Here is a 13,100-nt window from a genome sequence, read left to right as displayed (position 1 = left end):
GCGCAACGTCAACCAATACTCGTCTCACGACTGGGCCCCGGCCTTCGCCGGGGTGGTCAGGGGGTATGCAACGGCTTTCAATCCACCCGATACTCGATCGGCTTGAAACTCCCGCCATTGCTCGCCGGGGCCGAGCACGCCGTCAGGCCGATGATCAGATCCATCTCCGCGCGGAACACGATGTGATCGCCCGCGCGGCTGATCGGGGGTAGGACCGACAGGATGCCGGTGGTTCCGTCGACGGCGACATTCATGAAGCAATTGAACGCGGTCGGGATCGCGTCCGGCGCGACGCCGCATGGCTCGAGCGCGGCGGCGAGATTGCCGAAGCAGCCGCGATGCGGCGGCAGGTCGGGATAGAAATGGTGGAAGGTGTCGTACGAACAGGGCGTGAGCAGGAAATCGTGCCGCCCGACCGTATCGGCGATGATCGACAGCATCGGGCGCGAGCGATTCGAATAGAGGATGTGGCCGGTGGTCAGAAAGATCGTCTCGGCATAATCGAGCGAGCGGCCCGACGAGATCACCTCGGCTAGATCATCGGCGTTGAAGGCGAGCAGATCGGCCACCTGCACGCCGCGCGGATCGATCACGGTCAGCGTTTGGCCTGCCGCGAGCAAGAAGGCAGTCCCGCTGCGCTCGGGGATTTCGATGGTGTCGGTCAATCGGGCGTGCCTGCGTACGAGAAGGGGCATTTCCAGCCGTCTTCGACCGCGCGGCCGCTATATTGGCGGGCCTCGCTCGACTCGCCGTGGCGAGCGAGCATCGGGTTGCGCGATCCGGCCAGCGCTTCGTCGCGGACGAGGATCTTCTCGCGCATGCCCTCGTAGCGGCCTTGCGCGCGGAGCGTTTCGAACTGGTCGTGGAGGTTGAAGACCATCGTCGGCTGCGCGAAGCGGCGCGCCGGGCGGCTGGCGCGCGGGTGGAGGCCAACGATGAAGAACGCCTCGCCGCCGAAGCTCAGCGAGAAATGCGGGCTGTCGGGATCGGCACTGACGCCGGAATCATAGCCCTGACCGCGCCAATGATCCTTGTCGGAGAGCGATTGCGCGCGTTGCCATAGGGCCGCTTCGAACGCTTCCTCGCTGAGATCGTCGGGGCCGCCGAAGATCACCGCGAAGCTGCGGAACAGGCCGGGGTCGGCGCGATAGTCGGCAGCGAAATTGAGCAGGCCGTCATGGATGCGCAGATCGTCCCACGCGCTGTCGATCCGGTCGCAAGCAAGCACCGACAGCGTGCCCTTGGCGAGCGCGGCTTTGGCGCCGACGCACGGAAATTCTGCCGCCGCGACATGCGCGTCGAGCAAAGCCTGGAAATCGCCCTGTGCGCGGTGGCGCCAGGGAAACATGGGGGTCGCGGGGGTAGGCATGAGGGGTAAGACGCGTTTTTCGGGGGGAAGTTCCGCGAGAACCATGCTGATACGGATCAACCATCCATTCGCTCTCCCTTTGGGAGAGGGAGGGAGGAGCGAAGCGACGGAAGCGTGAGGGCAGTACGCTCTCGAAACCCTGCCCTCATCCGGCGCTGCGCGCCACCTTCTCCCAACGGGAGAAGGGTTTACGGCAGTACTGCCTTCGGAAAGCCGTCCCATGCCTGATCGTAATCGGCGTCGAGCGCGCTGGTTTCGAGCGCGAAATCGGTGGGCGTGAAGACCCAGCGGCTTTCGATCATGAAGGCCATCGTGCCGTCAAGCTTGTGCGGCTTGAGTTCGGCCTTGCTCGCGCCCTGCCAACTGGCGACATCGGGGCCGTGGCCGCTCATCTGATTGTGCAGCGACAGAGCGCCGGGGACGAAGCCGTCGGCCTTGGCGTCATAGGCGCCGTAGAGCAGCCCCATACACTCGCTCATCGTGTTGCGATGGAACCACGGCGGGCGGAACGTGTCCTCCGCCACCAGCCAGCGCGGCGGGAAGATGACGAAATCGACGTTGGCGGTGCCGGGGACGTCGCTGGGCGAGGTGAGGACGGTGAAGATCGACGGATCGGGATGATCGAAGCTGATGCTGCCGATCGTGTTGAAGCGCGTCAGGTCATATTTCCAAGGGGCGTAATTGCCGTGCCACGCGACGACATCGAGCGGGGAGCGGCCAAGGTTGGTGGTCCACAGCTTGCCGAGGAATTTCTGGACGAGCTCGTAGTCGCCCTCGACATCTTCGAACCAGGCGACGGGCGTTTCGAAATCGCGCGGATTGGCGAGGCCGTTCGCGCCGATCGGGCCGAGATCGGGGAGGCGGAAGGGCTGGCCGTGATTCTCGGCGACATAGCCGCGCGCGGGGCCGTCGGGGAGGGTGACGCGGAACCGCACGCCGCGCGGGATCAGCGCGATCTCGCCGGGTTTCACGTCGATGCGGCCGAGTTCGGTCAGCAGCGTGAGCGCACCCTGTTCGGGCAGGATCAGCAGTTCGCCATCGGCCGAGGCGAACGCGCGGTTCCGCATGTCCTTCGCGCAGCGGTAGAGGTGCATCGCGACGCCGGTCTGGGTTTTGGGACCGTCGCCCGCGACGAGCATCGTGGTGAGGCTGTCGAGCCAGTCGGCGTCCTGCACGTCGAGCGGATCCCAGCGGAGGCGATTGGGAGCGAGCGGTGCCTGTGACTGGCCGGGGGCGAAGAGCGGCGCGCCTTCGTAGCGGGTGAAAGCGGGGTGTGCGGCGGACGGGCGCAGGCGGTAGAGCCACGAGCGGCGGTTTTCGTGGCGCGGGGCGGTGAAGGCGGTGCCGCTGAGTTGCTCGGCGTAGAGGCCGAAGGCGGGCTTTTGGGGGGAGTTGCGGCCGATCGGGAGCGCGCCGGGGATGGCCTCGGTCGCGAAATGGTTGCCGAAGCCGGTTTGGTAGGTGGTCATGACCTGTGCCTTCCTAAGCCCCTCCCCTTCAGGGGAGGGGTTGGGGTGGGGCCGTGCCGCAAATCTACGGTATGGCTCGGTGAGACTGAGACGCCCCACCCCCAACCCCTCCCCTGAAGGGGAGGGGCTTTCTTGTTTACGCCTCGACCTTGCCCGGCACCACGCCGCGGCGGATCTGGTCGAGCTCAATGCTCTCGAACAATGCCTTGAAATTGCCCTCGCCGAAGCCGTCATTGCCCTTGCGCTGGATGATCTCGAAAAAGATCGGCCCGACCATATTTTCGGTGAAGATTTGCAGCAACAACCCGCCACCCGTCTCGGGCGCGCCGTCGATCAGGATGTCGCGCTTGCGCATTTCCTCGATGTCATGGCCGTGGCCGGGGAGGCGCTTGTCGATCAAGTCGAAATAGGTTTGCGGCGTCGTCTGGAAGCGGATGCCGTTGGCGCGCAGCGTGTCGACCGTCGTGAAAATGTCGTCGGTGGCGAGTGCCAGATGCTGGATGCCTTCGCCCTTATAATCCTTGATGAATTCCTCGATCTGCGAATGCTCGTCCTGGCTTTCGTTCAAGGGAATGCGGATCTTGTCGTCGGGCGCGGTCATCGCTTTCGAGAACAAGCCGGTCGATTGGCCTTCAATGTCGAAATAGCGAATCTGGCGGAAGTTGAAGATGCTCGAATAATAGTTCGCCCAATAGTCCATCCGCCCGCGCTGGAGATTGTGCGTGAGGTGGTCGAGCGTGTGCAAGCCCACGCTATGATCGTCGACGCCCGCGCCGGTGGGGGTGAAATCGGTGTCGTAGATGCGCGAGGCTGCGTCGACGAGGTAGAGGTTGGCGCCGCCAATGCCCTCGATCGCGGGGATGGCGAGTTCGCCGGGGCCATGCTCGCCGGTGACTTGCGTCGCGCCGCGTTCAAGCGCGAGCTTCACGGCGGCGGAACCGTCAGCGACGCGGAACGCCATCGCATTGGCCGAGGGGCCGTGCGCGTTGCGGAAACCGGCGACCTGACCGGCATCGTCCATGTTGAGCAGGAAATTGATGTCGCCTTGCGCATAGCGGCGGACATTCTTCGACTTGTGCGTGCCGACATGGGTGAAGCCCATCTTCACGAACAAATCGGCCATCGCGGCGGGGTCTGGCGAGGTGAATTCGACGAATTCGAAGCCGTTCAGGCCCATCGGATTTTCGATTGCGGTCACGCGAGACTCTCCAACTGGTTTCATCTGTAACCATATAGCGGGGTTGCGCAGACCCGTCCATCCCGTATCGTCGCGCGATCATGACCACGCTGAAGCTCGATGAGTTCCTCCCGTATCGCCTCTCGATCGCCTCGAACCGCGTGTCGGCGGCGGTCGCCAGCACGTATCAGGCGCTGTTCGGGCTGAAGATTCCCGAATGGCGGCTGATCGCGGTGATCGCCGAAGGCGAGGGGGCGACGCAGCAGGCGCTGGGCGTGGCGACGCGGATGGACAAGGTGACCGTCAGCCGTGCGGCCGCGACGCTGGTCGAGCGCGGGCTGGTCGAGCGGCGGCCGAATCTGGGGGATCAGCGCTCGCATTTGCTGATCCTGACCGCGACCGGGCGCGCGCTGTACGAAGATGTCGCGCCGAAAGCACTCGAGCTCGAGGCGCAGGTGTTTGCCGGTTTCTCGCCACAGGAAATCGCGACCTTCGCCGCGATGCTCGAGCGGATCGAGGCGTCGGCCGCGCCGTTCGATAGCGAACGGGGTTGATGCCGGGCGCCCTGCTGGCCTAAGCGCGAGGCCAGCCCTCCCCAGGCCACGCACACGTTTCCCAAGGAGGATTTCCATGCCCGACATGCTCGACCGCGCCGGCCTTTCGGTCGCCGCCCCGCTCGCCAGCTTTATCGAAGCGCGCGTGCTGCCGGGACTCGGGATCGATCCGAGCGGCTGGTGGCAGGGTGTCGCGGCGATTTATGCGAAGTTCGCGCCGGAGAACCGTGCGCTGCTGGCGGTTCGTGACGGTCTCCAAGCGAAGATCGATGCGCGGTATCAGGCGGGCGAGGCGGTGGACGAACCGTTTCTGCGTGAGATCGGCTATCTCGTTCCCGAGCCTGCGCGCTTCACGATCGGCACCGAACATGTCGATGCTGAGGTTGCCACGATGGCCGGGCCGCAGCTGGTCGTGCCGATCCTCAACGCGCGCTTCCTGCTCAACGCCGCCAATGCGCGCTGGGGGAGCCTGTACGACGCTTTCTATGGCACCGATGCGCTACCGGGGATGGCGGTGCCGGGGGGCTATGACCCGGTGCGCGGGCGGCAGGTGGTTGCGGCGGCCAAGGCGTTTCTGGATCAGGCGGTGCCGCTTGCGCACGGGCGCTGGGCGGATTTGCTCAACGACGATGCGCCGGTGTTGCGCAACCCCGCACAGCTCGTCGGGCGCAAGGGGGCGTCGTATCTGTTCGTAAATCACGGGCTGCATATCGAGGTCGTGATCGATCCGGCGCACCCGATCGGCCGCGACGATCCGGCGCACATCGCCGATGTCATCCTCGAATCGGCGCTGACGACGATTTGCGATCTCGAGGATTCGGTCGCGGCGGTCGATGCCGAGGACAAGGTCGCGGCCTATGCCAATTGGCTTGGGCTGATGCAGGGCGATCTGGCTGACACGTTCGACAAGGGCGGCAAGGCGGTGACGCGGCGGCTCAACGCCGATCGGGTGTATGACGATGGCCTGACGCTGCCGGGGCGCAGCCTGCTGTTCGTCCGCAATGTCGGGCATTTGATGACCAATCCGGCGATCCGCCTGGCCGATGGCAGCGAGGCACCCGAGGGAATTCTCGATGCGATCGTTACCAGCACAATTGCGCTGTACGATTTGCGCGGGCTTGGCACGTTCAAGAACAGCCGCGCCGGTTCGGTCTATATCGTCAAGCCGAAGATGCACGGGCCCGACGAGGCGGCGTTCACCAACGCGCTGTTTGATGCGGTCGAGGATCTCCTCGGACTCGCGCGGCATACGGTGAAGGTGGGCGTGATGGACGAGGAGCGGCGGACCTCGGCGAACCTCGCCGCGTGCATTCATGCGGTTAAGGACCGGATCGTCTTCATCAACACCGGCTTCCTCGATCGCACCGGCGACGAAATGCACACCGCGATGCGCGCCGGGCCGATGATCCCCAAGGCCGAGATGAAGGCGAGCGCCTGGATCAAGGCGTATGAGGATCGCAACGTGCGGATCGGTCTTGCCGCCGGTTTCGCGGGGCGGGCGCAGATCGGCAAGGGGATGTGGGCGGCACCCGACCGGATGGCCGACATGATGGAGCAGAAGATCGGCCATCCCATGTCGGGCGCGAACACCGCCTGGGTGCCATCGCCGACCGCCGCGACGCTCCACGCGATGCATTATCACAAGGTCGATGTGTTCGCGCGGCAGCAGGACATCGCCAGGGAAGTCATTCCCGTGCTCGAGCCGCTATTGACCGTGCCGGTGGCGGCGCAGGGGCGCAACTGGACTCCCGACGAAGTCCGCGCCGAGCTAGACAATAATGCGCAAGGGATTCTCGGCTATGTCGTGCGCTGGATCGACCAGGGGGTGGGGTGTTCGAAAGTGCCCGACATTCACGATATCGGCCTGATGGAGGACCGCGCGACGTTGCGCATTTCGTCACAGCATATCGCCAATTGGCTGCTCCACGGGGTTGCGACGCGCGCCGAAGTCGATGCCGCGTTCGAGCGGATGGCGGCCAAGGTCGATGCGCAAAATGCGGGTGATCCGCTGTATCGGCCGATGACGGGACATCCCGAGAGCCTTGCCCTGCAAGCGGCGCGCGCGCTGGTGTTCGAGGGGATCGTACAGCCCAACGGCTATACCGAACCGCTGCTGCATGCGTATCGGCTGCGCTTGAAGGCGGCCTAGGGAAACGATCTGCGGTTCGTGCGTTATGGTGACTCGTTACGGGCTGTCTGCGTGGCACCTGTGCTCTTAAGCGGGGACGCAGACGTTTGTCTTTACTTGGTTTTTCGACTGGTTTGATTGTTGCGGCGGCAGGGTCGCAGCAGCTGCCGCCTGCGATCGTCGTTCCGACACCGCCGCTTGCCCTGCAACAAGCGCCCGAGCCGCCGATTGTCTCTGACGATACGTTCGACAAGGCATTGCCGCCGCTGTCGAGCGACATCAATGCGCCGCTCGAACCGATGACGATTGTGCCAGAGGTTGTGGCTCCTGCGGTGCCGCCCGAATTGGCCGAGCCGTTGCCGACGCTTGCGACCTTCGACACGACGCCGCTGGTCGATGTGAATGTGACGGACGCAAAAGCCCCCGACATCCGCTACGACACCGTGCAGCGCGGGCTCGGTGAGATTGGGCTTGCGGGGCAGTTCGATGGCTTCTCGGCCTTGAAGGATGGCGGCGGCAAGGCGCCCAATGCGACCGTCGTGTCGGCGCGCGCGCGCGAGGACGAGGCGCTCGCGGTGCGGCTGATGAAGTCGCTCGGCTATTATGATGGCACGGCGGTCTCGACCCTCGAAGTCATTCCCGGCGAGACGGCGCGAGTCCGCGCGATTGTTTCGGCGACGCCCGGCAAGCGCTACACGCTAGGCTCGATCACTGTCCTGGCGCAGCCGACCACACCGCCCGGGCTGGTCGAAAGCCAGCTGGCGCTCAAGATCGGCGATCCGATCGATGCCGCGCGTGTGCAGGGGGCGGAGGCGAACGTTGCGCTGATCCTGCCGCAACAGGGCTATCCCTTCGCCAAGGTCGGGCAGCGCGACGTGCTGCTCGATGATCTGGCGGGTACGGGCGCCTACACCCTGCCGGTCGATGTCGGCCCGCGCGCGTCGTTCGGCACTTTCACCTCCGAGGGACGGCTCGCCTTCGGGGCCGAGCATGTCAGCGTGCTGACGCGCTTCAAGCCCGGCGAACTGTACGACAATCGCAAGGTCGACGATTTGCGCGCGGGGTTGATTGCCACCGGCCTGTTCTCGACCGTTTCGGTCGAGCCGGTGCGGACGCGCAACCTCAACCCCGACGGCACCGAGCAAGTCAATTTGCTGATCGAGCAGGAACGCGGGCCGCCGCGTTCGCTCTCGGTCAGCGGCGGGTACAGCACCGGGCAGGGTATCCGGCTTGAAGGCGCGTTTACCCATCGCAACCTGTTTCCGCCCGAAGGCGCGCTGATCGTGACGGCGGTGGCGGGAACGCAGGAGCAAGGCGCGAGCGCGACCTTCCGCCGTTCCAATGCCGGCCGCCGCGACAAGACCGTGACGTTTGCGGCGGGGGCGAACCATTCGAACTATGACGCGTTCGACGCCTTCACGACGACGGTTTCGGGGCGCATTTCGTACGATTCGACGCCGATCTGGCAGAAGAAACTCACTTATGCTTACGGCTTCGAGTTGACCGGGACGAACGAAAGTGTGTTCGATTTCGGCCTCGGGCTGCGCAAACGCGGCTCGTATTTCATCGCGGCGCTGCCGGGGCAAGTCGGGTTCGATCGGTCGGACAGTTTGCTCAACCCGACCAAAGGCTATCGGCTGAAGCTGAGCCTCAGCCCGGAAACATCGGTGCGCGGCGCGGTGCGGCCCTATGCGCGCGTGCTGATCGAAGCCAGCGGCTATTATCCGATCGGCGACAGCATCGTGCTGGCCGGGCGGGTCCGCGCCGGGTCGATCGCCGGGACCGGCCGTGACGATCTGGCACCGTCGCGGCGCTATTATGGCGGCGGCGGCGGATCGGTGCGTGGCTATGGCTATCAGCGCCTGGGGCCACTCGACACGCAAGGCAATCCGGTCGGGGGGCGGTCGATCAACGAATTCGCGCTCGAGGCGCGCTACCGCTTCGGCAATTACGGGATCGTGCCGTTTATCGACGGCGGCAATGCCTATGAAAGTTCGCTGCCAAAGGGCGGCGATCTGCGGCTGGGCGTGGGCATTGGCGGGCGTTTCTATACCAATTTCGGGCCGGTGCGCGTCGATGTCGCAACGCCGCTCAACCCGCGTAAGGGTGACGGCAAGGTCGCGCTCTATATCTCGATCGGACAAGCGTTCTGATGGCCGAAGACGCGGTGATCGTGGTGCGCCCGCCAATGTGGCAGCGCGTGCTGAAATGGGCCGGGATCGCGGTTGTCGGGCTCGTCGCGCTGGCGGGTGCATTCGTGCTCGGCCTTGATACCGCGCCGGGGCGGCGGGTGATCGCCAATTATCTGGGTGATTATACCACCGCCTCGGGCCTCAACATCACGGTCGGTCGGATCGAGGGATCGCTCTATGGCAAGATGGTGCTGACCGACGTGCGCGTCCGCGATCCGCAAGGCGTGTTCCTGACCGCGCCACGGATCGCGGTCGATTGGCGGCCCTTTGCTTATGCCAGCAACCATATCGATGTGCGGTCGGCGCAAGCGGCGCTGGTGACGATGACGCGATCGCCGGTGTTCAAGCCGGTGCCGAGCGACCCCAATGCGCCGATCCTGCCCGATCTCGATATCGACATCGGGCGGTTGACGATCGCGCGGATGATCCTCGCCAAGCCGGTGACGGGGGCGGTGCATATCCTGAAGATCGACGGGCAGACGCACATCGCCGACCGGCGGGCGCAAGTGACCGCCGATGTTGCGGCGCTGACCGGCGCGGGCGTCGCCGGGGGCGACCGACTGCGCTTCAAGCTCGACGCGGTGCCCGATCGCGATCTGCTCGACATCGATACGCGGCTGACCGCGCCCGCCAATGGCGTCGTCGCGGCGATGAGCGGGATCAAGGCGCCGGTCGATTTCACCGTTGGCGGCAAGGGGAGCTGGACGGCGTGGAGCGGCACGGCTTCGGGCACGCTTGGCGGGGCATCGTTTGCTGATCTGGCGCTGACGGCGAAGAGCGGGCGATTCACCGTGCGCGGCTCGGTGAATCCGGGTCTCTATCCCGGCGGCGCGCCGAAGGACACGGCGACCCCGACCAACCCGCTTGCCCGCTTGACCGCGCCGCGGCTTGAGATCGCGGCTGACGCTACGCTCGATCAGCGCAAGATGACGCTGTCGGCGACCGCGCGTTCGGATGCTTTGGCGCTCGATGCGAAGGGTCTGCTCGATTTCGCGGCGAGCAGCTTCGGGCAGTTCGCGGTCAATGCGCGGTTGCTGACGCCCGGTGCGATCGCGCCCAATTTGCGCGGGCGCGATGTCGCGGCGCGCGTGGTGCTCGACGGGAAATTCGCGACGCCGACGGTCAATTATGTCGTGACGGCGGGTGTGCTCGGCTTTGGTGAAACGCAAGTCGAGCAGCTGTACGCGTCGGGTTTGGCGAAGATCGACGCCGACCATATCCTCGTGCCGGTTGCTGCGCGCGCGGCGCGGGTGACGGGGCTGAACGCGGCGGCAGGCGGTTTGCTCGACGCGGTGACGATCAACGGCGATTTCGCGATTGCGGGCGATAAAATCCTTTCGGACAATTTGAAGATCCGGTCGCGCAAGATCGATGCAACGGCGCTGGTCGTTGCCGACCTCTCGACCGGCCTGTATCGCGGCGCGCTCAACGGGCGGGTCAATGATTACCGGATCGACGGGGTCGGGATTGTCTCGCTGCGCACCGATGCCAAGCTGGTGACGGTGCCGAGCGGCGGGTTCGGGATTACCGGCCATGTCGCGGCGCGGACGTCGCAAATCTTCAATGAAGGCGCGCGGAGCTTTCTTGGTGGCAATGCCGTGGTGGTGGCGGATGTCGGGTATGATCCGAACGGAATCGTCACCTTCCGCAATTTGCGGCTGAACGCCCCACAATTCCGCGTGACCCGCGGGCAGGGGCGGTACGATCCCAAGGGGCGGTTGCTGGTCGATGCCGATGGCTATTCGACCGCTTATGGTCCGCTCTTCGCGCGCGTATCGGGCACGGCGACGCAGCCGATCGTGCTGCTCCGCGCCCCCCGGCCTGGGGTCGGCGTCGGGCTGGTCAATCTTGAGGCACGGGTGCGTGGCACCGGCTCGGCTTATGCTGTGCTTGCTACTGGTGGCACACAATACGGGCCGTTCAGCGCGGATCTGCTGGTGAGCCCCGCCAGCCAACTGACGGTCGATATCCGCACTGCGCGCTTTGCCGGGGTCGATTTCAAGGGGCGGGTACAGCAGCTTGCGGCGGGACCGTTTGGCGGTCGCGTGACCTTTGCCGGGTCTGGGGTCAGTGGTGCGGCCTTGCTCGGCGCGCAAGGCAAGGTGCAGCGCGTCGACGTTGCGGCGCGGGCGAACAATGCGAAGATACCGGGTGCAGTCGATTTCACGATCGGGCGCGCGATCATCAATGCGCGCGCTGTGCTGTACCCGAATGCGCCGCAGATCGTCGCCGACGCGCAGGTCGCCGACTTGCGCTACGGCCCGACCGTGCTGGCCACGGCGCGCGCGAAGATCGATTATACTGGCGGTAGCGGCACGGCGCAGGTGCTGGCGCAAGGATCGAACGGCGTGCCGTTCCGCGTCGCCGCCAATGCGCGGCTGAGTCCCAAGCTGTGGCTGGTCGCGACGCAGGGGCAAGCCAACGGGATCGATTTCAAGACGACCGCCCCAGCGCGGATTGCGATCGATCGCGGGGTCTATCATTTGCAGCCGACGCAAATCGCGTTTGGCGTGGGGAAGAGTGCAGGATCGGCGCGGATCGCGGCGGATTACGGCAATGGCGTATCGGCGAAGCTGCGGCTCGACGCGCTCGATCTGTCGGTCGCCAATGCGCTGATCCCCGATCTCGGGCTGGGTGGATCGGCGACGGGTTCGCTCGATTACGCGCAGCCACGGGGCGCTTCGGTGCCGCAGATTGCCGGGCAATTCCGCGTCAAGAACTTCACGCGCTCCAGCCTGGCGAGCGTGTCCGAACCGGTCGACCTGATCGCACAGTTTGGCCTGACCAATGCCGGCGGGGAGGCGCGCGCGCTGATCCAGCGGGGCGGGACGACCGTCGGGCGGCTGGTTGCGGCGCTGCGTCCGCTCGGGGCCGGCGCGAGCTGGACCGAGCGGTTGATGTCGGCGCCATTGTCTGGCGGGATTCGCTATAACGGCCCCTCGGGCGTGCTGTTCTCGTTCGCGGGGCTGTCGAAGCAACAGCTGTCGGGCCCGATCGCGCTGGCGGCCGATTTCGGCGGGCGCGTCGATGCCCCGCGCTTGAACGGCCTGATCCGTGCCGATGCGCTGACCTATGACAATGAGGTTTACGGCACGCGGCTGAGCCAGATGAAGCTGGCGGGGCGGTTCACCAACGACCGGCTCGAGATCACGCAGCTTTCGGCCAAGGCCGGCGAGGGGACGGTGCAGGCGCAAGGGTCAGTCGGCTTCTCCTCCGCCGCCGGTTTCCCGATCGATGTCCGTGCGACGCTCTCCAATGCGCGGCTGGCGCGCAGCGATGCGCTCGGCGCGACAGCGACGGGCACGATCAGGGTCACCAACAGCAGGGCGAATGGCGGGCTGATCACGGGCGATCTGCGCATCCCCGAAGCGCGCTACGAGATTATCCGCCAGGGCCAGGCCGATGTCGCCGAATTGACCGGCGTCCGCCGCAAGAGCGATGTGGTCAAGGCCGCCGCCGCCGGTCCGGCCGAGCCGCCGGTCGGGCTGTTCAAGCTCGACTTGCGCGTGCGCGCCGACAATCAGCTGTTCGTCTCGGGCATGGGGCTCGAATCCGAATGGGAAATGGACTTGCGCGTTCAAGGCACGTCGGCCGCGCCGCGGATCGTCGGGCGGTTGCAGATCGTGCGCGGCACCTATTCGTTCGCCGGCAAGCGCTTCGACGTGACCAAGGGCGATGTTCGCTTCGACGGTGGCGCGCTGGCCGATCCGCAGATTGCGCTGAGTGCGACCACGACCACCAACGACATCACCGTCGTGATCGATGTGACGGGCACGGGGCAGAAGCCGCAAATCGCGTTCAATTCGACACCGGCTTTGCCGCAGGACGAAGTGCTTAGCCGTTTGCTGTTCGGCAGTTCGGTGACCAACCTGTCGGCGATCCAGGCGATCCAGCTTGCAGCGGCGCTCAATTCGCTGCGCGGATCGGGCGGCGGACTTAATCCGCTGGGCAAGTTGCGCTCGGTCGCGGGAATCGATCGGCTGCGTATTCTGGGCGCGGATGAGGCGACCGGGCGCGGCACCTCGCTCGCCGCGGGCAAGTATATCACCAACAATATCTATGTGGAGGTGATCACCGATTCGCGCGGCTTCACCGCGACGCAGCTCGAGGTTTCGCTGACCAAGGCGCTCAGCGTGTTGTCGCAAGCCGGGTCGTTCGGCGGATCGAATGTCACGGTGCGCTACAAGAAAGATTTCTAATCGCAACCGATC

Annotated in this window: 8 protein-coding genes; 4 read left to right on the top strand and 4 right to left on the bottom strand. The window is 65.5% G+C overall.

Annotated features, from left to right (window positions below; all coding sequences use genetic code 11):
• Positions 1-77 precede the first annotated feature (77 nt).
• From IEV62_RS03295 to hppD, 4 genes are all read right to left on the bottom strand, one after another.
• Positions 78-695, bottom strand: a complete 618-nt coding sequence (locus tag IEV62_RS03295; RefSeq protein ID WP_188445442.1) for a DUF1989 domain-containing protein — start codon at positions 693-695, stop codon at positions 78-80.
• Positions 662-1,369, bottom strand: coding sequence for a guanitoxin biosynthesis heme-dependent pre-guanitoxin N-hydroxylase GntA (gene gntA / locus IEV62_RS03290; protein ID WP_188445441.1), 708 nt, complete (start codon positions 1,367-1,369; stop codon positions 662-664). Before gntA ends, IEV62_RS03295 begins: the two co-directional genes overlap by 34 nt.
• Before the next feature lie 188 nt (positions 1,370-1,557).
• Positions 1,558-2,838 (bottom strand): homogentisate 1,2-dioxygenase, encoded by a 1,281-nt coding sequence (hmgA, locus tag IEV62_RS03285; RefSeq protein ID WP_188445440.1) that lies wholly within the window; start codon positions 2,836-2,838, stop codon positions 1,558-1,560.
• Positions 2,839-2,974: 136 nt separating this feature from the next.
• Positions 2,975-4,015, bottom strand: coding sequence for a 4-hydroxyphenylpyruvate dioxygenase (hppD, locus tag IEV62_RS03280; RefSeq protein ID WP_188445601.1), 1,041 nt, complete (start codon positions 4,013-4,015; stop codon positions 2,975-2,977).
• 101 nt (positions 4,016-4,116) lie between these two features.
• Here hppD and IEV62_RS03275 point away from each other — a divergent pair, with 101 nt between their 5' ends.
• From IEV62_RS03275 to IEV62_RS03260, 4 genes are all read left to right on the top strand, one after another.
• Complete coding sequence (locus IEV62_RS03275) at positions 4,117-4,569, top strand: MarR family winged helix-turn-helix transcriptional regulator (RefSeq protein ID WP_188445439.1); 453 nt, start codon at positions 4,117-4,119, stop codon at positions 4,567-4,569.
• A gap of 76 nt (positions 4,570-4,645) precedes the next feature.
• A complete protein-coding gene (locus tag IEV62_RS03270) occupies positions 4,646-6,718 on the top strand; it encodes a malate synthase G (RefSeq protein WP_188445438.1) in 2,073 nt (690 codons plus the stop codon).
• 113 nt (positions 6,719-6,831) lie between these two features.
• Positions 6,832-8,850, top strand: a complete 2,019-nt coding sequence (locus IEV62_RS03265) for an autotransporter assembly complex protein TamA (protein WP_373868538.1) — start codon at positions 6,832-6,834, stop codon at positions 8,848-8,850.
• A complete protein-coding gene (locus IEV62_RS03260) occupies positions 8,850-13,088 on the top strand; it encodes a translocation/assembly module TamB domain-containing protein (RefSeq protein ID WP_188445436.1) in 4,239 nt (1,412 codons plus the stop codon). The genes IEV62_RS03265 and IEV62_RS03260 overlap by 1 nt, the downstream gene beginning before the upstream one ends.
• The last annotated feature ends 12 nt before the right edge of the window (positions 13,089-13,100 follow it).

The sequence above is a fragment of the Sphingomonas psychrolutea genome, assembly GCF_014636175.1.
GTDB classification, from domain to species: domain Bacteria; phylum Pseudomonadota; class Alphaproteobacteria; order Sphingomonadales; family Sphingomonadaceae; genus Sphingomonas; species Sphingomonas psychrolutea.
The sequence above is the reverse complement of the archived record's forward strand: the minus strand, read 5'-3'. Positions and strand labels throughout refer to the sequence as shown.